This window comes from Ruminococcus sp. J1101004sp1_RTP21198st1_B9_RTP21198_201120, from assembly GCF_040924245.1.
GTDB lineage: Bacteria > Bacillota > Clostridia > Lachnospirales > Lachnospiraceae > Blautia_A > Blautia_A faecis.
Genome location: NZ_JBCOMI010000013.1, coordinates 61835 through 85042 on the forward strand (window position 1 = coordinate 61835; position 23208 = coordinate 85042).

The window sequence follows — 23208 nt, forward strand, 5'->3', positions numbered from 1 at the left end:
GAATCAACGCAAAACCGACAGGCTCACTGGAAATACTGCATTTTTCGTGGTTTTACATGATTATCCCCTTTTTAGCAATAATTTTGTATGACAATTTGCAAAGAGTCTCTTCCCATATAGGAGTTGATCTTCGGATAATAGGTTACAGAAATAGTTCCATGAGACCTTGCAAACTCTGCAAACTCCTTTGCCTCGCCCCAGTAAACCCCATCCATCACCGTGCCGGATTCGTCCATCAGCTGCAATTTCACTGTATTCTGAGTCTTTCCATATATTCCGGTTTTTAAAACGCGGAGATTTTTCTGGGCAAAAACAGGCTTCGCATTTCCTTTTCCAAAGGGTTCCAGAACAGAGAGCTGACGGATCAGATTCTCGTTTATGTAAGAAATGGGCATTGGTACATCGATCACGATTTTTGGGATCATATCTTCTTCTGTCAAGGTGCAGTTTTCATTGAGCTGACGGCGAAATGCTTCCACGTTTGCTTCTTCTATAGAAAGACCTGCTGCCATAGGATGGCCGCCATACTGGAGCAACAGACTGTCACATTTTACAAGTTCCTCATACATGGAATAATTTTCTGTAGATCTGCCGCTGCCTTTCACCGATTTTTCCCCTCTTGTAAGAACAAAAGCAGGCTTGTGATATTTTTCACGGATTCTTCCTGCTATGATTCCTGCAAGACTCTCATGACAATCCGGCAAAAATACAACCATTACTCTGTCATTTTTCAGATCACTGCCATTAATCAGCTTGTAAGCAGCTTCTGTGCCCTGTTCCGTCAGTGCCTTACGGCTGTCATTCAATGCTTTCAGATCGTTTGCAAGCTTTGCAGCCTCTTCTTCATCTTCACACTGCAAAAGGGACAGGGAGCGCATGGCTGTATCCAGTCTTCCGCTGGCATTAATGCACGGACCAAGGCGGAAACCAATATCATAGGAACTGATTTTCTGATTTTCCAGACCAATTGCTCTTATCAAAGCTTTCAGTCCCTTATTTTTTGTATGAGGCAGACGTAAAAGTCCCTCTTTTACAAGAATACGGTTTTCTCCCTGAAGGTCCATAATATCTCCAACTGTAGCGATAGCCGCAGGTTCCAGATAATCTTCTTTCTCACTCTCCGGGATTCCATATTTTTCATACAATGCAAAAACCAGTTTCATTGCAACCACTGCGCCACAGATATTTTTATTTGGATACGTACAGTCAGACTGTTTTGGATTGATAATTGCATCTGCCAGAGGAAGCTTGTATTTTCGCCCTTCTTCTGTATCTTCAAAAGGGACCTCGTGGTGATCCGTCACTACCACTGTCATGCCCATTTTTTTTGCAAATGCAATCTGATCTGCAGCCGAAATTCCATTGTCACAGGTCACGATCGTATCTACTCCATCCTCTTTTGCTTTCTCTATAAGATGATTATGAATTCCATATCCATCTGCAATGCGGTCCGGAATATAAGTATCTACATTCGCCCCCAGGCGTTTAAATCCTTTTAACAGAATATAAGTTGCAGTTACACCGTCAATATCATAATCTCCTATAATTCTCATCCTGGTTCCCAGATCTATTTTTTGCGAAATAATTTCCACAGCTTTGTCAATATCCTTCAGACTTTTCCAGGATGGAATGTCATCCAGGGTTCCGTTCAGATACTGATTAATTTCTGCATCTTCTGTAATATCCCTGTTCCGAATAATCCTGGCGATCACCGGATCTATTCCATACTTCCGGCCAATCTCCTGAAAATCAGCTCTTTTCGCCGCTAATACCCATTTTTCCATGCTTTGTCTCCTGTTGTAAATTGTATTGCTATTTAATTGGTTGGTCGTTATCCCGGACGCGATTTCACAATGTATATTCACCGCCGCGCGTCGCAACGTTCCGGCAAGCTAATGACTAACTGCGACTAAGACGCTCAGGAGAGCCTTCGCGCCTAAGTCTCCGTAAGTCATGGATCTCGCCTCCACTAAAACCGCTCCTGAAATGCGCGGCTTGCGAATATACATTGCAAAATCGCTGGATGCTGGAAAGGGAAGAAAGAAACAGTAACGACAACAACGAGGGTGGGGGAAGTAATTGGTATCCCGCAACTTTATTATTTTTTGTCAATCTATCGTTGTCAAAAAAGTATAGGGAAGCCAGTCACTCATCCTCCCCCTTCGTAAAAAGTTCTTATATAACATCAGTCCCAGCCAGTACACAGCATTTGGGCAATGTGTATTACTCCAGCGAGCCATTTCAGGCGCGTTTTTAGCGCAGATGAAATCCAGCGCTTACGGAGACTTATGCGTGAGGGCTCTCCCGAACGCATTAGTCGCAGTTAGCGATTAGTTCATCGGAGCGTTGCGCCGGCGAGTGAGTAATACACATTGTCCAAATGCGTCCCTCCTAAAGAACTTTTCAACCCACTAAATAGTAATAGAATTTTACATAAAAAGCAAGCCAGGACAGATGTTTCCACCTGTCCTGGCTTAAGTTTATTTAATTATCTGTCTTCCTCAGAAGAACCATTCTCAGTATTCTTAGCCGCCTCCTGGGCTGCAAGACGCTCCTGAACTCTCTTACGATTTTTCTTCTTCGGCTGGGTCTGTCCATTTGCAGCTGGAGCACTTGGTGCCTTTGCACTTGAAACAGACTGTTTAACCGGAGCAGCACCAGCTGTAGCTTTTACAGTCTGAGCCTGTCCGCCGCCAATTTTCTTTTTCATTACCAGCCAGAGGGCTCCGGTAATGCATACAGAAGAATAAGCACCGCAGATAATACCAACCATCAGCGGAGCTGCGAACTCACGGATGGAAGATACACCCATGATATAAAGAACAGCTACCATGATAAAGGTAGTAAGGGAAGTATAAATACTTCTGGTAAGTGTCTGTGTAATACTCTTATTTACCACTTCTTCGAGCTCATCTACGCGCTTGCTTCCGTGAAGATTCTCACGGATACGGTCGAAGATAACGATCGTGGCGTTGATAGAATAACCAACGATAGTCAACATACAAGCGATAAAAGTATTTCCTACGGAAATTCTGGAAATCGCATAGAATGTAAGGACAACCAGAACATCATGAAGAAGTGCAAGTACTGCGCTGCCTGCAAAACGGATATCCTTGAAACGGAACCAGATGTAAAGAAGCATGAAAATAGTGGCAACAAAAACGGCTACTACAGCATCTCTTCTCATTTCGTTGCTGACAGTGGAGGAAATACTCTCTGCCTGGATCAGAGATTCATCTACACCAAACTTGTCAACAAGTGCCTTATTCAGTGCCTCACGTTCGTCAAGATTCAGGGAACGTGTCTTGATGATAACCTGATTTGTTCCAACAACCTTAGTAGGCTGTACATTCTTATCTCCTGTAACCTCTTCCACTACAGGTGTAACCTCAGAATCAATGGTCTTAATGTCCATATCTTCGTTAAAGGTGACATTGGTAGAAGTACCACCTGAAAACTCAAGGCTGTAGTTCAGGGCTTTTCCGCCTGTAGCCTTGTGGATCAGCATAGTGGCTGGTCCGGCAAGGATTAGGATAATGGAAAGGGTGAAGCATAATCTTCTCTTTCCAACAAAGTTAATGACTTTCTTCTCTTCAGTCTTTCCATAGAATTTCTCATCGCGAACGCCAACTGCATATAATGCATTGATCACAAGTCTGGAAAATACCAGAGCTGTAAACATGGAAATCACAATACCAAGTGCCAGTGTATATGCAAATCCTTTAACAGAACCAGTACCCAGCCACATCAGAACGAATGCTGCGATCAGGGTTGTGATGTTTCCGTCAAAGATTGCGGAAAAAGCCTTGGAGAAACCAGCTTTGATCGCGGATCTTACGGTAGAGCCTGTACCGATTTCCTCACGGATACGTGCATAAATAATAACATTCGCATCTACTGCCATACCAATGCCAAGGATGATACCTGCAATACCCGGAAGCGTAAGGGTAATGTCAAATGCATTTAAGGTAAGCAGAATGGTCGCTGTGTAGAAAATCAGGGAAAGGCCTGCAACTGCACCAGGTACACGGTAAGCGATGATCATAAACAGAATTACGATGATCAGACCGATCAGACCTGCAATAAGGCTGGTGGAGATTGCTTCTTCACCGAGCTGTGCAGCTACAACGCTGGAACGAAGCTCTGTCAGTTCAAGGCTCAGGGATCCGATACGGATATAGGAAGCAAGCTCCTGTGCTCTCTCAACACTTTCCATACCACTGATCTGTGCCTTACCGCCTGTGATGGCTTCATTTACTCTTGGAGCGCTTAATACGCCGTTGTCATAGATAATCGCGATCTGTTTTCCAACATTGTTCTGAGTTGCCTCTGCGAATTTTGTTTTTCCCTCGTCTGTAAGAGTCAGATCTACCACGTACTCTCTGCTGCTGGAATTCTGCTGCTGGATTGCACCGCCTGTAGCATCTGCCACATCTGTACCTTCCAAAACCACAGAGCCGGCTGCACGGATCTCGTCAAGACTTCTTGCCAGAGAGTATCCGGTCTCGCTGCTGGAATCTGCCTGGAAATTTGCGTTTCCATCCTCATCCTGCTGTGTGATAAAGCACAGGGAACCTGGCTGGCCAAGTTCTTCCAGAATAGCATTTGCATCTGTTACACCAGGAATCTCTACATTGATACGGTCAGATCCTTCCTGATATACCTGAGCCTCTGTACTGTACTGCTCAACACGTTTCTGCAGCTTGTACACAGTATCACTCATGTCTTCACTGCTTGGGTTACTGTCCTTTGCCTGATATGTAATGCTGACACCACCAGCCAGATCAAGTCCGGTCTTGATATTCTTCATAGCACCGGTTCCTGTAGGGCCAATGCCTACAGCAGCCGTATAGCAGAAGAACACGGTAACGATGGCAGTCAGGATCAGGACTAAGATACCTCTTGATTTTTTCATTGTTCTGTCCCTTCTTTTTTGTTTTTCGCAAAAGCAGGGACTGACAGAAATCTTCGCAGCTGGCGAAGTGCTATCAGTCTTCTGCCAGTGCAGCTTTTATCATGATGGCGCACTCCACACGCTTCCTCTGGAGCTCGCATCCGATTTCATAATTGCTTCTGATATCCTTATGGGCATGATATCCGTTTGCTGCGCATCCGCCACTGCAGTAGAATCTTGCAAAACAATCCTTGCAGGCTGGCTTGGTGTAAACATTGCAGCATCCGAAATCCTTCTGGATGTCAGGTCTCGTAATCCCTTCATCCACATTTCCCATCAGATATTCTTCTTCCCCAACAAACTGGTGGCATGGGTAGAAATCCCCCCATGGAGTTACGGCAAGATATTCTGTGCCGCTTCCGCATCCGGAAAGTCTCTTGTATACACAAGGGCCACCGGTAAGGTCGATCATGAAATGGAAGAAATTAAAACCTTTGCCTTCTTTCTCGCGTTTTATCATCTCTTTCGCAAGAAGGTCGTATTCTTCCATGATCTTCGGCAGGTCTTCCTCCCGAAGTGCGTACTCCTCAGATGGATCTGCCACTACAGGCTCTACAGAAATCTGCTTGAATCCAAGGTCTGCAAGATGAAGAACATCCTGGGAGAAATCAAGATTATGATGAGTGAAGGTTCCTCTTACATAATACTTGTCCTGGTTACGGGACTCTGCAAATTTCTGAAACTTCGGAAGAATCAGATCATAGCTTCCTGCCCCTTTGCGGAATGGGCGCATAAAATCGTGAACTTCCTTACGGCCATCAATACTGAGGACCACATTTCCCATCTCTTTGTTGCAGAATTCCATTACCTCATCGTTCAGCAGAACACCGTTGGTAGTAAGGGTAAAACGGAATTTTTTATTGTGGATTTTCTCCTGCTCACGGCCGTATGCTACCAGGTCCTTAACAACCTGCCAGTTCATAAGCGGCTCGCCGCCAAAGAAATCCACCTCCAGATTGTGTCTGGAGCCTGAATTAGCGATCAGGAAATCCAGTGCCTTCTTCCCTACCTCAAAAGACATGAGAGCTCGTCTTCCGTGGTACTCTCCTTCTTCTGCAAAGCAGTAGCGACAGGCAAGGTTACAATCATGGGCGATGTGCAGACAGAGCGCTTTTACCACTGTCTGACGGTTCTTGGTAAATGTATCAATAGCATTCTCATATACATCTCTGGTGAAAAGCATGCCATCGGCTTTCAGCTTCTCACACTCTGCCACTGATGTCTTAATATCTTCTTCTGAAAACTGATCTCCCAGTTTTCCTACAATGGCAGCTGTGTCCAGACCTTCTTCCATATAAGGAAGTACTTCGTAGGTCACTTCATCCACAACATGGATACATCCGCTGTTGATGTCCAGCACGATGTTGTAGCCATTGTTCTGATAACGGTGAATCAGACTCATGTTAGTATATCCTTTCATTCTTTCCTATTGCATGAATAAGCAGCGGCTTTTACACCGCTGCTTACATACGTTTCCAGTTGCCCGACTTATTTGTTCTCGCAGCTCTGGTTTCCTACTGTACAGGATGTCTTGCATGCGGACTGACATGATGTCTGGCACTCGCCGCAGCCGCCTTTCTTTACAGTGTTCTGCAGGTTCTTTGTATTTAATGTTTTGATATGCTGCATAGTATTAGCCTCCTTATGTATATAATCTTTGCCTAGTATATCATATTTTTTTTTATTTTTAAAGCATTTTTTATTGGACAGAGTGCGAATCTTTTCAAAAAATGCGGGAATGATTTCTCAAACACGCTCTAAGACAACATCCCACCAAGAGCACCACCACCCAGACACATAAAAAAAGTAGTTACTGCATGTACCAGACTCATTTCCCATTTTCCCTGCACTACAAAAGATACCGTAATCAAAAGCAAATAGTAAAAAGCCCCTACCAGAATTCCCCATAAATACTTATCTTTGCGCAGAATTTTTCCTGACATGAAGCCTCCTGAAAAACAGGACAAAATATACACAGCTACAATTCCTGCTGACACAGGCTTTTCTCCCAAGTCAAACTGGAATAAAAGGAATGCCAGAAACAAAAGAAACGCTCCGGTAACTGCATAGGAAAAAAGTAAAGATTTTAAAATGACTTTTACCTTCATAAAAACAGCCCTCCCATATGTAATATATGGAAGGGCTGGCTTCGTTATTCATGGATTATGAATGTCCGTTTTAATTATCCTGTCTGCTTTATCTTTTCTTTTTGCGGACAATAATCACAATAATGATCACAGCGGCTGCAGCGATCACAAGGATCACAAAGGGAAGGATCATAGTGTTGTCACCAGTTTTTACTGCATTTGAGGTCTGACTCTGACCGTTATTTCCGTTTGAGGTAGCAGCCGTATTTCCTGCAGTGTTGCCTGTAGTGTTTCCTGCAGTCTGTCCCGCATTTGTACTGGAACCTGTTCCATTTGAAGAACTGCCATCTGTTGTGCCAGAATTTATAGTTCCATCAGATGCCACACCTGGTGTATTGCTGGTTCCGGAATTGTCACTGCCGTCAGAGCTTCCGGTACCAGATGAAGAACCACCATTTCCGGTTCCTGAAGTCCCATTGGAAGAGCCATTTGTATTTCCATTGCTGATTCCATTTGAATCACCTGTATTTCCACCAGTTTCATTTCCGCTATTGCTATCCGTTTTACCCGTTCCGGATCCATTTGTTCCATTCGTACCAGCTCCGGTCACAGATGGAGACGGGGTAGGTGTTCCACTGATCGTCACAGTAGGTGTAGGAGTTGGTGTACTTCCATCGCCATACGCTCCATTTGCAATGTCCTCTCCTACGATTGGACGAAAACCTGCAATTCCAAACGGGCTGAAAGAATGTGTGCTGAATACCATGGTGCTTCCGTTTACACTGGGAATAATGGTCTCTGTCGCACCATTATCAAGAAGATGCTCAATCGAATATTTATATCCTTCTTTGACAGGAATCGTTACGCTTACATACTGTCCATCCGGAATTTCATACTCTGTATTATTCTTCAGATCCCATAATTTAAATTCATAGGATTGGAAGATCGTAGCATTATCTTCATTTTTAAATTCGTAATTTTCACCACTGGTCACCTGGAACTGGACATACCAGGGAAGATCTATGCCTGATACAGAAATTCCCTCACAACTATGATTCTGAGCAGCCCTTGCAGCCTGCTCTTCTTCTGTGAGATCGTCCTCAGCAGTTGCCGGTCTTGTATCCGCTGTGGTAAAGTCAAGAGGATTATCAAATATATTTTTCTGGTCATCCTCTGTAGGGTCTGTTGTGTCTTTTACATCCGTGGTGTCTGTTGTATCTGTGGTATCTTTTTTCTCTTCTGTGTTCTCATTTTTTCCAGAATCCCCTGTACCATCAAGAATGGTAGCACCAGGCATCATCTCACCAAAAGTTTCGTTCAGTTTTCCAGTATCTTCTAAAGAATCTGCGGTCTGCACATTGTCAGATGCTGCATCCTCACCATTATCAGAATTTGTACTCTCTATGCTATCTGCGGCTGTATCTGAACCTGTATCAGCTTTTGACTCTTCTGCAGCTGTATCTAAATTTGTATCAGCTTTTGACTCTTCTGGGGCTTCTTCCTGAATATCTTCAGAATCTACAGTTTCTTCCATTGCAGGAGCCGTTGCTTCTGTTTTTTCTGCCGGGGTTGTAATTCCAGCCGCTTCGGTGTTCTCTTCAGATTTTACTTCATTGGAAGCAGGAGTGCTCTCGATGGTTTCTTCTTTCTTATCTGATTCACTGTTCTGCTTGTTTCCCGCATTCTCAGTCTGATCTTCTGTCTTCCCTGAAGCTTCTGAATCATTCTGCTGATTCTCACCTGTAACTGCTGCGTCATCTGATTTTATATCTGTATCTTTATTGTCAGAAGTTGTGTCGTCCGGGACAGATGCTTCACTGCTCTCGTCACCTGTTTCCACATCTGCAGCAGTATCAGAAGGCTGATCTTCAGAACTCTCTTCTATGCTGCTGACAACAACTGTGATCTTACCTTTCACAACTTTTTTCTCAGAATCCCATCCGGAAATATAAGAAAGATCCACGTCTGCTGCTGGTTTAAATACTACTTCGCAGGTCTGCACTCTTTTATCCGGTATATATGAATCATCCGCCCAGGAAAGCGTTCCATAATCACTCTTGGGCAATGCCACTTCCGAAAGAGCAACTGGCTGATCAATTGTGATATTTTCCGGAATCAGACTGGATTTCTCAAGTCTGGTCTCTGTACTCTGCCCCCATGCAGCTACTGGATAAACCTGTCCTGTCATAAGTACTGCTGTCATCGCAGCTGCCGCAAGTAATGATACGCTTTTTCTGTACATAACGTTTTTCTTCTTTTTCATCCTGGCACCTCTGTCGTAATATGTATATTAAATGTAACTGCCCACATCCCTAGAGCCTGTTTAAAAAATCATTCCCGCAATCTGCACGCCCCACTTTGCGGGAGATTTCACCCGAATTCGGTTGCCGTAGCCCGCTACGGCGCCCTCATCCGAGCGAAATCTCCCACAAATTGTGACGCACATCTTGCAGAAATCCTTTTTCAAACACGCTCTAGCCAGATCCACATCAATCATAAAATCTATATAATCCAAAGGCAGTACAACTGTCCAAAATCAATCTCAAATTATAAACAGGTGAATTTTCACACTGTGATTCACAGTAGTTAGTTATTTATTCATCCCTTAACCTACACTATATCAAATCTTTACTCTTTTGTAAATATTCTGTAATAATTTATTTTTACCGAACTGAATTATAACACAGTTCTTCTTTTTTCGACACCCCCAATTCCACTTTTTTCGTTACTTTTCGCAATCCATAAACTCAAAGTTACTGTTCACTCCGTGACCAGTAACGCGCTTCGCGATGCACAGAAAAACGAACCTTCTTGTGACAAGCACAAGAAGTAGCGTTTGCTGCGCAAACTTAATTCTCGGGTTTTCTGTGAACTTTGTTCACAAAAAGCACCTCGCGGAACGTTACCATTGAACAGTAACAACTCAATGTAACAACTCAAATGCTTTTTCCTTGCATTTTAAGCCTGAATCATGTATATTCTTTTTAATACATAAAAAAGGAGTGAATATAGTTTGGATTCAAGTGTCCCTATACAGGCGGTCACCATACTGATTCTGGTGCTGTTGTCCGCCTTCTTTTCCTCTGCGGAGACATCCATGACGGCTGCCAACCGCATTCGGATCCATTCCCTGGCTGAACAGGGAAACAAGCGAGCCATTATCCTGGAAAAAATAATTTCCAATTCTGGAAAAATGCTCAGTACAATTTTAATCGGAAACAACATTGTAAACATTGCAGCCTCTTCCCTTGCTACCACTTTTACCATGAAAGTATTTGGAAGCATGTATATCGGCGTGGCTACCGGCGTTATGACATTGCTGGTACTTCTGTTTGGCGAGATCACCCCGAAGACCATTGCCACACTGAAAGCGGATGATCTGGCGCTCACCTATGCCAGACCTATATATGCGCTTATGACAGTACTGACCCCGGTTATTTTCATTGTGGGAAAACTGGCTAACGGCATTCTTTTCCTCCTTCGTGTTGACCCCAATGCGAAGAAAGACACCATCACAGAGCATGAGCTTCGTTCTATGGTAAATGCAGGGCAGGAAAACGGTGTTATTGAGCGGGAAGAAAAGCAGATGATCTATAATGTGTTTGATTTCGGTGATTCTGCTGCCAAAGATGTAATGATTCCCAGAATTGACATGACTTTTATTGACGTGAATTCCACTTATCAGGAACTTATGGATATTTTCAAAGAAGATATGCACACCCGTTTTCCTGTTTATGAGGATAACACAGACAATGTGATTGGAATTATCAATATTAAGGATCTTCTTCTCTATCCGGAAAATGAACCGTTTTCTATCCGTAAGATTCTCCGTGAGCCTTATTTCACTTATGAATATAAGCGTACCACAGATCTTATGATGGAAATGAGAAAAGCTTCCGTAAACCTTGCAATTGTTCTCGACGAATACGGCTCCACTGCCGGTCTTGTCACTCTTGAGGATCTTCTGGAGGAAATCGTAGGTGAAATCCGTGATGAATATGACGAAGATGAGGAAGAACCGATCCGTGAGATTCAGCCTGGACGGGAGTATGAAGTTCTTGGTTCTGCCAAACTGGATGATGTCAACGAAGCACTGGGTACCAAACTTGAATCAGAGGACTACGATTCTGTAGGCGGATATATTATTGAACAGCTTGACTGCCTCCCACGCGAGGGCGAATCTGTCACTTTGGAAGACGGCATGCATCTTGTTGTAGATGAACTGGATAAGAACCGTATTGAACTGGTGCATATCTGGCTGCCAGAGCATAAAGAAAATCCAGAAGCTGCTGACGCATAAATGAATCTGTCATACTGCTGATTTTTTCATAATCTGCAAGCCTGCAAATGCCGGTATTTCCGGTAGATTTCAATTGTAAAAATCCGAATGTTTCCAAAACGGATCATTCGGATTTTTCTTATCTCACCGATTTCCCAGCATTAAACAAAACTGCTTGACAATCCTGTCTATTTCGCCGGTAACAGCCTCCACACCAGTTTCTGTTTCTCTCCAGTTCTCCCTGGTAATTCCATCCGGGCAGGCCGGACATACCATAATTACCGTCTCCGGATATAAAAGCTGATAATACATCAGTGATCTTCTGGCATGGTAAGTTTTGCAGCACAGAATCGCTTTTTTCACCTGAATTTTGTGAAGGTCTGTCACCTGCCTGGAAAAAATTGCATTTTCATAGGTAAAGGTAGCCTGATTCTCCATCAGAATAGCCTCTTCCGGAACTCCGTTTTTCAAAAGTACATTTTTCAGGAATTCCCATTCCGTCTCATAATCTCCGCCATATATTTCTTTTTTTGACTGCACACCTGCAAATTTGCCAAGTGTAATACTGTATCTTCCGCTTGGCAAAATATAGGGGGCATATCCTTCTCTATATAAAGAAGCTGCTTTTTCTGCCATATCCGGGAAACCATTTCCCGGCACGAAAATGATATCTGCTTTTTCCGGCTGGCTCTCGGCAAAAACAAACTCCTCCACATTTTTCATAAATTCATTATAATTCACGCTTTTGTTCCTTCTTTCTGCCAGAGGACTTTCCCCTGCACTTATGATTTTCCATTATAACTTTTTTTCCTGCTTTTTTCTACTTTCTTTTCACTTCGTCACAATCAACGTACAGTACCCATCCTCCCGCAATTTCTGTTCCATACGGATAGCATTATCCAGCTGTAAAAATGCACCTACCTGAACCTTATAAAGTTCTCCATCCTGCAAAATATATGCCGGATAACCTTTTTCCTGAAGCAAGTAAAGCATTCGATCCGCATTTTCCCGTTTGCGAAAAGCTCCAGTCTGTACACGGTAATACAAAGGTTCTTCACCCTGCTGCTGATCCAGAGTTCCAAGAATCGCCCCGGCAATAGCCTGCGCGATCTCAGCATTTTTTTCATCATAAAGCTGATTATCTTTGTCAGAATTTAAAAATCCGGTTTCAATAAGCAACGCCGGCATTTTTGTTTTTCGCAGCACAACAAGGCCCGGTCTTGCCTGAACTCCAATTTCACGGAATCCCAATTCGCCCAGAGCACCTACAATATTCTGTGCCATTTCATACTTAATTCCGTTTTTATCATAAACCAGCACTTCCACACCATTATACTGATTCACCTCAGGGCTGCTGTTCCTGTGAAAAGAGATAAAAAAATCCACTTTTGCCTCATTTGCCAGCCTTGCCCGCTCAAAAGGAGAAATGTAATCATCTGTAGTTCTTGTATATAAAACATCAACTCCGTTTTCAGACAGAATTCTTCCAACCTCCATAGCCAGAGCAAAATTGTCATCTTTCTCTCTGCGCCCTTTATATACCGCTCCCGGGTCGTTGCCGCCATGCCCGGCGTCAATCATAATAGAATATGGCATGTCAAAATTTCCTTTTCAAATACTATTTCTCTATTAGGATATGTGAAAAAATTACAAAAGCGACTTGACTTTTGCGCTTTAAAGCGGTATTATTTTGTTCAGGCAATACTTTAAAGCAGAAAAAGCACTTTAAAACACGAAAACACTTTTTAAGGAGGAAATAAAATATGAAAAGAAAGGTTTTGTCAGTAATTCTGACCGGAGCTATGGTAGCAGGTCTTGCAGGTACAGTAACCGTACACGCTGAAGAGCAGAAAACATACAATATTGGTATCTGCCAGTTAGTTCAGCACGAAGCACTGGATGCAGCAACACAGGGATTTGAAGATGCAGTAAAAGAAGGTCTTGGCGAAGAAAACGTAACATTTGATGAGCAGAATGCACAGGGTGATTCCGCAACATGTAGTACGATCATCAACAACTTCGTATCCAGTAACGTAGACCTTATCCTTGCAAATGCTACTGCTTCTCTTCAGGCAGCTGCTGCCGGAACAAGCGATATCCCGATTCTTGGAACTGCAGTTACAGAGTATGGCGTAGCTCTTGACCTTACAGATTTTGATGGTACTGTAGGCGGCAATATTTCCGGTACCTCAGACCTTGCTCCTCTCGACCAGCAGGCAGCAATGCTGAATGAACTTTTCCCGGATGCTAAGACTGTAGGACTTCTGTACTGCTCCGCAGAACCAAACTCCCAGTATCAGGTTGATACGGTGAAGGCAGCTCTTGAAGATCTTGGATACACTTGCGAATACTACGCATTCTCTGACTCCAACGATATTTCTTCTGTTGTAACAAATGCAGTTGCAGACAGTGACGTTATCTATGTTCCTACCGATAACACAGCAGCTTCCAACACAGAGCTGATCAACAACATCTGCCTTCCGGCAAAGGTTCCGGTAATCGCAGGTGAAGAAGGAATCTGCTCCGGATGCGGTGTTGCTACACTTTCCATCAGCTACTATGATCTTGGAAAAGCAACTGGTGAAATGGCAGTTAAAATTCTGAAAGACGGTGAAGATATCTCTACAATGCCAATCGAATATGCACCAAACTTCACAAAAGAATACAATGCAGACATCTGTGCTGAGCTGGGAATTGAAGTTCCGGATGACTATGTTGCAATCGGTGCTGACGCAGAATAATTACTGGTTTATAACATATGCAGTAATGCACAATAAAAATTTTCATATTTGTTTGACAGTTAATTTAGACATTCAGTTGCTTTTAGAGCTTGTCAAAAGACTCTGACAGTAATCAACACAGACAGCGGGAAGGGAAGCCTCTCTCGCTGTTTGTGTCGTTTCTGAAGGAATGTATTTTTAAGTATATTTTATGCATAATTATGCATAAAATAGCATTTCTTCCAAAATGAATATTTCTGTTTACGCAAATAACAAAAAGCCAGTTACTCCACATACAAAACACTATAAAGATTCCAGTAACTGTCTTTTTCAAACATTTGTCCACAAAACAAATGTTGATGTTCACACAGTGAACACCAGAGTGTATTTGTAAAAGGCTTTCTGCAAGATGTGTGTCACAATTTGTGGAAGATTTTGTCCGGGTGAGGTCGTCGTAACGGGCTACGACAACCGAATTCAGACAAAACATACCGCACAGTGGGGCATACAGATTGCGAAAATGTTTTTTTCAAACACGCTCCAGCAAACAAATCACGCATGCAGGAGGATAAAGACATGCAAATTGCAAACTTAATCATGGCACTTCCGGGTGCTGCTGCCCAGGGTCTGATCTGGGGTATTATGGCTATTGGCGTATATCTTACATTCCGTGTCCTTGACATCGCCGATCTGACCGTAGACGGTACCATGTGTACCGGAGGTGCTGTCTGTGTCATGATGATGACCAGCGGACATAACGTATGGGTATCTCTTTTAGTTGCCACTTTGGCTGGTATGACAGCCGGTCTTGTTACCGGTATTTTCCACACCTTTATGGGAATCCCCGCGATCCTTGCTGGAATCCTGACACAGCTTTCCCTGTACTCCGTTAATCTGAAAATTATGGGAAAAGCAAACCAGGCTATCAACGTTGATAAATACCCGATTCTGATTTCCTTACGCCGTATAAAAAATGTACCGATCACTCAGAACACAATTCTTATCGTCGCTTTATTTATTGTTGTGATCATCGCAATTCTTTACTGGTTTTTCGGAACAGAGCTTGGATGCTCCCTTCGAGCTACCGGATGCAATCCAAACATGTCCCGTGCACAGGGTATCAACACTGATTTTTGCAAAGTACTTGGACTTATGATTTCCAACGGACTTGTTGCTCTTTCCAGTGCCTTGCTTGCACAATATCAGGGATTTGCAGACGTCAATATGGGACGTGGTGCTATCGTAATCGGACTTGCTGCTGTTATTATCGGCGAAGCGGTTTTCAGCCGTATTTTCCGCAATTTCGCGCTCCGTCTTCTGGCCGTAGCATTTGGTTCCATTCTCTACTATCTGGTTCTCCAGACTGTTATCTGGATGGGTATCGACACTGACCTTCTGAAAATGCTGTCTGCACTTGTAGTAGCTGTATTCCTGGCAGTGCCTTACTGGAAGGGAAAATATTTCGCAAAACCAGCAAAACGCGGAGGTAAGAACAATGCTTGAGATCAAAAACATATATAAAACCTTTAATCCAGGAACCATCAACGAAAAGGTGGCTCTGAACGGACTTTCCCTGAAATTAAATGAAGGCGACTTTGTTACTGTCATCGGCGGCAACGGTGCCGGAAAATCCACAATGCTGAACGCAGTTGCCGGTGTATGGCCAGTAGATGAGGGACAGATCATCATTGACGGAACAGATGTCACCAAGCTTTCCGAGTACAAAAGAGCAGCTTATCTGGGACGTGTGTTCCAGGATCCCATGACCGGAACTGCGGCTACCATGGGTATTGAAGAAAACCTTGCTCTTGCAAAACGCCGCGGAAAAACAAGATTTCTTCGTTCTGGTATTACAAAAGCCGAACGTGAAGAGTACAAAGAGCTTCTGAAGATTCTGAATCTTGGTCTTGAGGATCGTCTTACCTCTAAGGTAGGTCTTCTTTCCGGAGGTCAGAGACAGGCACTTACGCTTCTCATGGCAACCCTTCAGAAGCCAAAGCTTCTCCTTCTTGATGAGCATACCGCAGCCCTTGACCCAAAAACAGCTGCCAAGGTGCTGGATATCACAGACAGGATTGTCAACCGCGATCACCTTACTACACTGATGATTACGCATAACATGAAGGACGCTATTGCTCACGGCAACCGCCTGATCATGATGATGAATGGAAAAATCATTCTTGATATCCAAGGAGAAGAAAAGAAAAAGCTTACCGTAAAACAGCTTCTTGATAAATTTGAGGAAGCCAGCGGAGAAGAGTTCTCCAACGATTCCGCAATTCTCGGATAGAAATTCATAATTTGGTTTTTAGAAACTGCAGCAGATTGGTTTACAATCTGACTGCAGTTCTTTTTTGCAATCAAAATTTCTGCCGAAAACACCCATTGTACAAAAAGTCCGAAAATGACGTAACTACACTTGTTTCTATCTGTTTATCCGTTCTCTTCACTGTCAGATTTCAACTTGTTTAAATCAATAAATACGGTGCCTTTATACATCAGAAAATCTCCGGTCTCTCTACAATATCTGTATATTTTGTCCGTGAGAAAATCTTCTTCCGGAGTTGCCTCCCGCAAAGTTTCTCTCAAAACATTTTCAAGATCCTCCGGATAGGAATGATCAGCGTTGTGGATCATCACCTCATGAATGCTCGTAAAAACCATATAGAAATCTGCATCCATCAGATCTGCAAGCCTTTTGGCCACGCCTGGCAAGAATATTGCAACGGCTCCGTTTGTCCTTCTGGCAGTGCTCAGACAGCTTCCGATGCTGTCCCTTGTCAGATAGAATTCATGGTTCAGATCCATGAAGCATTCTCCATCATAATCTGGATTGTAGACCAGTTTTTCCCAATAAAAAATTCTGGGCGGCGAAATAAAATACGTGTTTAGAAGAGCTGCGTCAAAAACTGTCTTTTCATCCTTTCCCCATTCTTTTATGTTATCCGTGCGTATTTTCATGCTGCTGATCCGGCCATCCAAATTTCCCACCTGCATGTATAGCACAAGTGCAATATCGCCCACTACACGGTATACTGCCTTCGACAGTTCCCGTTCATGGCGTTCTACATTAAGTGCCCGGATAAAAAGATCATTTTTCACCTTTTCGTAGTTATTCAGATTTTTGGTTTTCTCAAAAAATCCAGCTGTTTTTAATTTACGTATTTCACTTTCCACTGTTTTTGCAATCTGTTCCAGTGAAACACCATCCTCATAGTCCTCAAAAAGCTCTTCCGTGTGAATTCCGCAGACTTCTTTTCCCACTGAAGACGCATTGCACTCTACAAACAACCGGTCGCCATTTGGTGTCATGCCATTTTCGTCCCGTTCTTCAAAGTAAATCTGTTTCTCATTAAGTCCAAGCCGTTCCATTAGAGATTGGCGCAGACTCTCCACAAATACCTCATACTCTCTGCTCATATATAATTCCTTTCTTGATAAAAACGGGCGAAATGCCCTAACGAATACTGACCTTGCTGTGCACTGCAAATGATCCGTATTTGAAATAAAAGATGGAAGCAGATATTTAGAAATAGATAAGGCTTCCATTTGAGTTGCTGTATGGATAGTATATAAGATATGAATGTGTTTGTAAAGGATTTTCTATCGACAATTTCCCCTTGCAATAAAAGCTGTTATTACTGTTCACGACCTTCACAGCAGCACGCTTCGCGATGCACAGAAATCATGTTCACATGATTTCGCGCTGTAATTCTCGTATTTGCTTTAAACTTTGTTCACCAAAAAAAACGCCTCGCGGGACGTTAACAGTGAATAGCAACAAGCTGTGGTGGTTGTTTTCTTCATTCACAGAAAACATTTTATAAATATTGCCAGTATAAACAACAAAGGGCCTGCCGTAAATACGGCAGACCCATAAATAATCTTAAATGATTATGCCTGAGGACCAGCTGCAACAAGTGCTTTACCAGCTGCATTTCCTTCATATTTCTTGAAGTTCTTAACGAAACGATCTGCAAGATCTTTTGCTTTAACTTCCCACTCAGAAGCATCAGCGTATGTGTCACGAGGATCAAGGATACCTGTGTCAACGCCTGTAAGCTCTGTAGGAACCTCAAAGTTAAAGAATGGAATCTTCTTAGTCGGTGCTGTTAAGATAGCGCCGCTGAGGATTGCATCGATAATACCACGAGTATCTTTGATGGAGATACGTTTTCCGGTTCCATTCCATCCTGTATTAACCAGGTATGCTTTTGCTCCGCTCTTCTCCATTTTCTTAACCAGCTCTTCAGCGTATTTTGTCGGATGCAGTTCAAGGAATGCCTGTCCGAAGCAAGCTGAGAATGTAGGTGTAGGCTCTGTGATTCCACGCTCTGTACCAGCAAGTTTAGCTGTGAATCCAGACAGGAAGTAGTACTGAGTCTGCTCTGGTGTCAGGATAGATACTGGAGGAAGTACTCCGAATGCATCTGCGGAAAGGAAGATAACATTCTTAGCAGCCGGTGCGGAAGAAATCGGGCGAACGATTTTCTCAATGTGGTTGATCGGATAAGATACACGAGTGTTCTCTGTAACGCTCTTATCAGCGAAATCAATCTTTCCTTCTGCGTCAAGTGTAACGTTCTCAAGAAGAGCATTTCTCTTGATTGCATTGTAAATATCCGGCTCAGAATCCTTGTCAAGGTTGATAACCTTAGCATAGCAACCGCCCTCGAAGTTGAACACTCCGTTGTCGTCCCAGCCGTGCTCATCGTCACCGATAAGGAGTCTCTTAGGATCTGTGGAAAGTGTAGTCTTACCTGTTCCTGAAAGGCCGAAGAAGATAGCGGTGTTCTCACCATTCATATCTGTATTTGCAGAGCAGTGCATGGAAGCGATGCCCTTAAGCGGTAGATAGTAGTTCATCATGGAGAACATACCTTTCTTCATCTCTCCGCCATACCATGTATTGACAATAACCTGCTCGCGGCTTGTAATATTGAACATTACAGCTGTCTCAGAGTTAAGACCTAATTCTTTGTAGTTCTCTACTTTAGCCTTGGAAGCGTTGTAAACAACGAAATCTGGCTCGAAGTCTTTCAGTTCTTCTTCTGTAGGCTGGATGAACATGTTTGTTACAAAGTGTGCCTGCCAAGCAACCTCAACGATGAAACGGATTGCCATACGGGTATCTTTGTTAGCACCGCAGAATGCATCAACTACGAAAAGTCTCTTGTCGGAGAGCTCTTTCTTAGCGATCTCTTTCACTGCTTCCCATGCTTCCTGTGATGCAGGATGGTTATCATTCTTATATTCGTCAGATGTCCACCATACGGTGTCTTTAGAATTCTCATCCATTACGATATATTTGTCTTTAGGAGAACGTCCGGTATAAATACCTGTCATAACGTTAACAGCGCCAAGCTCGCTGACCCGTCCTTTTTCAAAGCCCTCAAGACCTGGTTTGGTCTCCTCTTCAAATAACATTTCATAAGAGGGGTTGTAAACAATTTCTGTAGTTCCGGTAATACCATACTTTGTTAAATCGATTTTTGCCATCTTACACTTAACCTCTTTTCTCTAAAATGGAATTCATCTGCGAATGCAGATTTATAGCTTCAGTCCGCATCTCACCGTAATACATATCAAAGAATATTACCTGCGGTCACAGCCTCTATGGTACAAAACCAAAGGAATGGAACCGGATTGATTCCTCTTTTCCTTATCCTATATTATACATATCTGAGGGATAAAATCAACACAATTTTCCGTTTTTTTGTATTTTTGTTAAAGTTTTATCATATAGAAAACACGCCTCTGACATTTTATGAGACGTGTTTCTAATGATATTTTTATTGCATTAGATCGTCATTGCGAAATTCTTAGATTGAGGTTATTGTAGCCCTGTTGAATAAAATTGTCACTAGAATAGGGAATAGAAAATGTTCAAAATGCACATTTTTGCATTGTTTTTTTGTTTTTACTATTTTTATTTCATCATTACGTTTATCATATTGCGTATACTCTTCCAACCTATATCTTCTCATTTTTCTCCAGATACGCAAGAAATCCTTCGCAGCCTTCTACTACATCTCTATAAGTAGATTCAAAATCCCCCGTATACCACGGATCAGCAATATCTCTGGAATTATCTGAATAATCCAGTAAGAGCTTCACTTTCCCTTCCGGATCCTTTCCTACAATTCGCAAGATATTCCGAATGTTTCTCTCTTCCATTCCCAGAATATAATCATATTTTCCATAATCTGCTTTGGTGATCTGTACCGCTCTTTTCCCCTCGCAGGAAATCCCATGCTTTGCCAATTCCCGCTTTGCCGGCGGATAAACCGGATTCCCGATTCCATTCCAGATTTCCTCTGTACTAGTGGCTGCAGACGCAATGTAAAATTTAGCCTTGATGCCTCGTTTCGTAACCATATCCTTCATAACGAATTCAGAAATTGGGCTGCGGCAGATATTGCCGTGGCAGACAAATAACACTCTTATCATTGCTTAAAACTCCTTGAAATGCTGTATTTACGCTGTTTACAGGTATTTTCCGATAATCCTCAATCCTGTCATTTTCCTGTATATCACAGCATAAATTCGTATATTTTCTTATCCAAATTTAGTAACTTCTTAGTAATAATCAGCCTGGAAAACAGGCTTTCTAAGAACCTTATAATCAGATTATTTTTAATTCTTTTTTCTATTATTTTATCATACTATGCCAGTTTTGCAATCCTATTCATCTCTTCTTTTGCATCAATTAATCCCAGATGCGTATATACATTTAACGTAACCCCTATATCAGAATGTCCCATTAAATATTGGAGTGCTTTCGGATTCATTCCAGCTTTCGCCATATTGGAACAATATGTATGCCTGCATACATGAGGCGTGATCTTTGGCATTTGTTTCTCATGAGTACGATTATACTTTCCTAACGCCCATTGAAAATGTTTTTCCCAATGGAGTGCTACCTCAGGCATATCTTTTTTATCCAGGAATAGAAATCGACTATATCCATCTATAATCGGCTCAACCCTTACTTTTTTACGGTTTTTCACAATCTGTTCAAAACATTCATAAACTTCATCTGTCATCGGTAACATTCGTGTTCCACTTGAAGTTTTGGTATCTTCAATGACGTACTGCATTCCTCTGGTTCTCTGAAGCTGATGATTCACATTGATTTTTCTCTCCTGAAGATCAATATCTTTCACTGTCAATCCACAAAACTCAGAAATACGCAGTCCAGTCTTAAACAAAATAAACATTCCATTATAGTATTTTGAGTAATGGTCATCATTTCGGATAAACTCCAGAAATAACTCTTCCTGTTCTTTTGTAATTGCCTGTCTTGTAACACTGTCATTTACGACAACTGTACATAATTGAAATTCAAAAGGATTCTTGCGCAGTAAATCATCTTCAACTGCCATCTGAAATGCAGGTCTTACAATTCCACGCACACTGTGAATGGAACTGTATCCTCTTCCATCTGCTTGCAGCTTAATAAACCATGCTTTTGCATCCGACAATTTTATTTTATCTATTCTTCTGGTTCCGAATTCTTCTTTTTTTATTATATTGATCACAAAATCATAGTTCGCCTGAGTGTTATGACGAACCCCCTTTTTTTGTCCAATGTATTTTTGAACCAAATCTAAAACTGTTAAATTTCCTCCGTAAGGTACTATACCATCATGTAAATCTCTTTGGATATTTTTTTCTTTTTCCCTTAGAGCTAAGCATGGTCTGCATCCAGTTGGCAGAGAATCTGTTGGCTCTAATTTCCAACTATACAAAAACTTCTGCTTTCCATAACAATCTGTATATACAAACGCATATCTTCCATCTTTTCTCTGACTTTCTCCGTTTCGTAAAATTCGACCTTTTTTATCCCGTCGTTTTTGGTCACGTTTTGTTTTACCCAAACGTCTTCGCCCCTTTCCACGAAGAAGCCCTAGCACGATATAGGTATTATATCATACCAGGGCTAGCATTTCCACTTTAAAGTGCTAAATTGTTCGTATATTTTTTACAAAGACGTAGTCTGATCCAGAAAGGCCTCAAATTTCTTACGGTTAATCAATGACTTACACCCCACCTGGACTGTAAAGCAACATTCTGAATTTAGATGTTCCGAAATAAGCATCCTTATTTTCTTTTCACCTATTCCAAAATATTGCACTGCTTCATCCACCGTAAGCATATATTTTTCCCAAATTGGAATCTTACCTTTTTCAATTTTAATCGCCACTCTTCTCTCCTCCTTTTCTCTTTGGACAAAACATTTTTATCTGCCCATGACAATTTACAATTTTATACACTGTCATCGGCAGATAAAATTACAATACAGGTGGCAGTTCAGTACTCTGCCCACATCGGTTTTGCACCGTCATTATATATGACCAGATTTTTTCTGGAAGTATCATTATCACAGATATGCTTCGTCGCCCTGTGCAGCTGCTGCACATTTTGTCAAATTCTTCTCGCTCCATACCTTTACTTCAATGTTATATTTCAGCATTTCCTCGTATTTACTCCATTAACAGAGCAGATATATCATGGCGGATTTACCTAGTGGCTCTACATATCTTCACGTCCTGTATGTAAAACAATATACAATTTTCAAGGTACAAAATTCCTGAAGGGGAAAAGGAATCTATATTAAATACTCCCTTTACTGATTACTTTTCCTTACATATGATTTCGTATCAAATCCCAAGGTCTTAGTAATCAGTTTTGCTTCCAGGCGTTGACGCAGAGTTTCATCTACACAGTAATGCACCTGTCCAAATTCGTCAAACATTTTTCTGGTAGCCAAAACTGTTATGTACCCTTCATAATGCTTCAACACTGCCTGGATTGCCTCAGTATCACCAGTTGATGCTGCCTCAATAACATGGAATGGCAGCAAATCAAATGTGCATTTCTGTTTTTTACTTTTTTTCATTTGCAGATTCCTCCATATTTTTTCTCATCAGTTCCAGTGATCGTCTACGATGCTCATTAATTGTGCTGCGTACAAGATTCATTTCTCTGGCAATGTCTGCATCACTCATATCCATAAAATATGATAATAACACAACATTCCTTTTCTTTTCAGTAAGTGTCTGCAGTGCTTCAGCAATCAATCCGTCACGTAATGACGGATATGATACCAGACAATATAATTCTTAATCTTTCCAATACTCCGGATCTGTTTTACGGAAATTTAGA

The 23208-nt window shown here is 42.1% G+C and carries 21 protein-coding genes and 2 pseudogenes; 6 read left to right on the forward strand and 17 right to left on the reverse strand.

The window, feature by feature from the left end; translation table 11 throughout:
- Positions 1-71: 71 nt before the first annotated feature.
- The 7 genes from recJ to AB5618_RS10675 all read right to left on the reverse strand — a co-directional run bounded on the left by recJ (position 72) and on the right by AB5618_RS10675 (position 9475).
- Positions 72-1784, reverse strand: a complete 1713-nt coding sequence (gene recJ, locus AB5618_RS10645; protein ID WP_173770070.1) for a single-stranded-DNA-specific exonuclease RecJ — start codon at positions 1782-1784, stop codon at positions 72-74.
- Positions 1785-2488: 704 nt separating this feature from the next.
- Positions 2489-4915: a protein translocase subunit SecD gene (gene secD, locus AB5618_RS10650; RefSeq protein WP_173769922.1), complete on the reverse strand. Its 2427-nt coding sequence runs from the start codon at positions 4913-4915 to the stop codon at positions 2489-2491.
- Positions 4916-4988: 73 nt separating this feature from the next.
- Positions 4989-6350, reverse strand: a complete 1362-nt coding sequence (gene scfB / locus AB5618_RS10655; protein WP_118584284.1) for a thioether cross-link-forming SCIFF peptide maturase — start codon at positions 6348-6350, stop codon at positions 4989-4991.
- Between the two features lie 92 nt (positions 6351-6442).
- Complete coding sequence (gene scfA, locus AB5618_RS10660) at positions 6443-6583, reverse strand: six-cysteine ranthipeptide SCIFF (RefSeq protein WP_021926839.1); 141 nt, start codon at positions 6581-6583, stop codon at positions 6443-6445.
- A gap of 128 nt (positions 6584-6711) precedes the next feature.
- Positions 6712-7062, reverse strand: coding sequence for a TIGR04086 family membrane protein (locus AB5618_RS10665; protein WP_148461925.1), 351 nt, complete (start codon positions 7060-7062; stop codon positions 6712-6714).
- An 88-nt stretch (positions 7063-7150) separates the two neighbouring features.
- On the reverse strand, positions 7151-9304 hold the full coding sequence (locus tag AB5618_RS10670; RefSeq protein ID WP_148461926.1) for a hypothetical protein: 2154 nt from the start codon (positions 9302-9304) through the stop codon (positions 7151-7153).
- A 60-nt stretch (positions 9305-9364) separates the two neighbouring features.
- Positions 9365-9475 carry a DUF6783 domain-containing protein gene (locus tag AB5618_RS10675; RefSeq protein ID WP_308768498.1) on the reverse strand — a complete coding sequence of 37 codons (111 nt, stop codon included), beginning with the start codon at positions 9473-9475 and terminating at the stop codon, positions 9365-9367.
- Between AB5618_RS10675 and AB5618_RS10680 the strand changes: the two are divergent.
- Both AB5618_RS10680 and AB5618_RS10685 read left to right on the forward strand, forming a co-directional pair.
- Positions 9425-9631 (forward strand): annotated as a pseudogene (locus AB5618_RS10680) (DUF6783 domain-containing protein); the annotation flags it as partial. The gene AB5618_RS10675 and the pseudogene AB5618_RS10680 sit on opposite strands and share 51 nt — an antisense overlap.
- A 423-nt stretch (positions 9632-10054) precedes the next feature.
- Positions 10055-11341 carry an HlyC/CorC family transporter gene (locus AB5618_RS10685; RefSeq protein ID WP_173718300.1) on the forward strand — a complete coding sequence of 429 codons (1287 nt, stop codon included), beginning with the start codon at positions 10055-10057 and terminating at the stop codon, positions 11339-11341.
- Between the two features lie 123 nt (positions 11342-11464).
- Here AB5618_RS10685 and AB5618_RS10690 read toward each other — a convergent pair whose 3' ends face one another.
- Entirely contained in the window at positions 11465-12061 is a 597-nt protein-coding gene (locus AB5618_RS10690; protein ID WP_330590207.1) for a YdcF family protein, read from the reverse strand.
- A gap of 90 nt (positions 12062-12151) precedes the next feature.
- The gene (locus tag AB5618_RS10695; protein ID WP_118578498.1) at positions 12152-12916 is read right to left on the reverse strand and encodes an N-acetylmuramoyl-L-alanine amidase; all 765 of its coding nucleotides are present in this window, start codon (positions 12914-12916) and stop codon (positions 12152-12154) included.
- Positions 12917-13083: 167 nt separating this feature from the next.
- Between AB5618_RS10695 and AB5618_RS10700 the strand changes: the two genes are divergently transcribed.
- Positions 13084-14061, forward strand: coding sequence for an ABC transporter substrate-binding protein (locus tag AB5618_RS10700; RefSeq protein ID WP_173715881.1), 978 nt, complete (start codon positions 13084-13086; stop codon positions 14059-14061).
- 112 nt (positions 14062-14173) lie between these two features.
- On the opposite strand, the gene AB5618_RS10705 is transcribed toward AB5618_RS10700, so the two are convergent.
- Positions 14174-14530: a DUF6783 domain-containing protein gene (locus AB5618_RS10705; protein WP_334304647.1), complete on the reverse strand. Its 357-nt coding sequence runs from the start codon at positions 14528-14530 to the stop codon at positions 14174-14176.
- On the opposite strand from AB5618_RS10705, the pseudogene AB5618_RS10710 reads away from it, so the two are divergent.
- From AB5618_RS10710 to AB5618_RS10720, 3 genes and pseudogenes are all read left to right on the forward strand, one after another.
- Positions 14447-14635 (forward strand): annotated as a pseudogene (locus tag AB5618_RS10710) (DUF6783 domain-containing protein); the annotation flags it as partial. The gene AB5618_RS10705 and the pseudogene AB5618_RS10710 sit on opposite strands and share 84 nt — an antisense overlap.
- On the forward strand, positions 14617-15543 hold the full coding sequence (locus AB5618_RS10715; RefSeq protein ID WP_173735980.1) for an ABC transporter permease: 927 nt from the start codon (positions 14617-14619) through the stop codon (positions 15541-15543). The pseudogene AB5618_RS10710 and the gene AB5618_RS10715, both read left to right, overlap by 19 nt.
- Positions 15536-16330: an ABC transporter ATP-binding protein gene (locus AB5618_RS10720; protein ID WP_118578495.1), complete on the forward strand. Its 795-nt coding sequence runs from the start codon at positions 15536-15538 to the stop codon at positions 16328-16330. The genes AB5618_RS10715 and AB5618_RS10720 overlap by 8 nt, the downstream gene beginning before the upstream one ends.
- A 143-nt stretch (positions 16331-16473) precedes the next feature.
- On the opposite strand, the gene AB5618_RS10725 is transcribed toward AB5618_RS10720, so the two are convergent.
- The 7 genes from AB5618_RS10725 to AB5618_RS10755 all read right to left on the reverse strand — a co-directional run bounded on the left by AB5618_RS10725 (position 16474) and on the right by AB5618_RS10755 (position 23075).
- A complete protein-coding gene (locus tag AB5618_RS10725) occupies positions 16474-17460 on the reverse strand; it encodes a DUF5688 family protein (RefSeq protein ID WP_118578494.1) in 987 nt (328 codons plus the stop codon).
- 474 nt (positions 17461-17934) lie between these two features.
- Positions 17935-19539 carry a phosphoenolpyruvate carboxykinase (ATP) gene (pckA, locus tag AB5618_RS10730; RefSeq protein WP_148461930.1) on the reverse strand — a complete coding sequence of 535 codons (1605 nt, stop codon included), beginning with the start codon at positions 19537-19539 and terminating at the stop codon, positions 17935-17937.
- A gap of 474 nt (positions 19540-20013) precedes the next feature.
- Positions 20014-20490 (reverse strand): low molecular weight protein-tyrosine-phosphatase, encoded by a 477-nt coding sequence (locus AB5618_RS10735; protein WP_227201020.1) that lies wholly within the window; start codon positions 20488-20490, stop codon positions 20014-20016.
- A gap of 215 nt (positions 20491-20705) precedes the next feature.
- A complete protein-coding gene (locus tag AB5618_RS10740; RefSeq protein ID WP_022214379.1) occupies positions 20706-21920 on the reverse strand; it encodes a site-specific integrase in 1215 nt (404 codons plus the stop codon).
- Between the two features lie 104 nt (positions 21921-22024).
- Positions 22025-22246: an excisionase gene (locus AB5618_RS10745; protein ID WP_021650362.1), complete on the reverse strand. Its 222-nt coding sequence runs from the start codon at positions 22244-22246 to the stop codon at positions 22025-22027.
- 423 nt (positions 22247-22669) lie between these two features.
- Positions 22670-22942 carry a helix-turn-helix domain-containing protein gene (locus tag AB5618_RS10750; protein WP_059085550.1) on the reverse strand — a complete coding sequence of 91 codons (273 nt, stop codon included), beginning with the start codon at positions 22940-22942 and terminating at the stop codon, positions 22670-22672.
- Complete coding sequence (locus AB5618_RS10755) at positions 22929-23075, reverse strand: hypothetical protein (RefSeq protein ID WP_330655682.1); 147 nt, start codon at positions 23073-23075, stop codon at positions 22929-22931. Before AB5618_RS10755 ends, AB5618_RS10750 begins: the two co-directional genes overlap by 14 nt.
- Positions 23076-23208: the final 133 nt, after the last annotated feature.

What these genes read in the sequence shown, in the direction of transcription:
- recJ (WP_173770070.1), bottom strand. Translation starts at nt 1,784, where the DNA reads ATGGAAAAATGGGTATTAGCGGCGAAAAGAGCTGATTTTCAGGAGATT.
- secD (WP_173769922.1), bottom strand. Translation starts at nt 4,915, where the DNA reads ATGAAAAAATCAAGAGGTATCTTAGTCCTGATCCTGACTGCCATCGTT.
- scfA (WP_021926839.1), bottom strand. Translation starts at nt 6,583, where the DNA reads ATGCAGCATATCAAAACATTAAATACAAAGAACCTGCAGAACACTGTA.
- AB5618_RS10665 (WP_148461925.1), bottom strand. Translation starts at nt 7,062, where the DNA reads ATGAAGGTAAAAGTCATTTTAAAATCTTTACTTTTTTCCTATGCAGTT.
- AB5618_RS10670 (WP_148461926.1), bottom strand. Translation starts at nt 9,304, where the DNA reads ATGAAAAAGAAGAAAAACGTTATGTACAGAAAAAGCGTATCATTACTT.
- AB5618_RS10695 (WP_118578498.1), bottom strand. Translation starts at nt 12,916, where the DNA reads ATGCCATATTCTATTATGATTGACGCCGGGCATGGCGGCAACGACCCG.
- AB5618_RS10700 (WP_173715881.1), top strand. Translation starts at nt 13,084, where the DNA reads ATGAAAAGAAAGGTTTTGTCAGTAATTCTGACCGGAGCTATGGTAGCA.
- AB5618_RS10705 (WP_334304647.1), bottom strand. Translation starts at nt 14,530, where the DNA reads ATGTTTTGTCTGAATTCGGTTGTCGTAGCCCGTTACGACGACCTCACC.
- AB5618_RS10715 (WP_173735980.1), top strand. Translation starts at nt 14,617, where the DNA reads ATGCAAATTGCAAACTTAATCATGGCACTTCCGGGTGCTGCTGCCCAG.
- AB5618_RS10720 (WP_118578495.1), top strand. Translation starts at nt 15,536, where the DNA reads ATGCTTGAGATCAAAAACATATATAAAACCTTTAATCCAGGAACCATC.
- AB5618_RS10725 (WP_118578494.1), bottom strand. Translation starts at nt 17,460, where the DNA reads ATGAGCAGAGAGTATGAGGTATTTGTGGAGAGTCTGCGCCAATCTCTA.
- pckA (WP_148461930.1), bottom strand. Translation starts at nt 19,539, where the DNA reads ATGGCAAAAATCGATTTAACAAAGTATGGTATTACCGGAACTACAGAA.
- AB5618_RS10735 (WP_227201020.1), bottom strand. Translation starts at nt 20,490, where the DNA reads ATGATAAGAGTGTTATTTGTCTGCCACGGCAATATCTGCCGCAGCCCA.
- AB5618_RS10750 (WP_059085550.1), bottom strand. Translation starts at nt 22,942, where the DNA reads ATGAAAAAAAGTAAAAAACAGAAATGCACATTTGATTTGCTGCCATTC.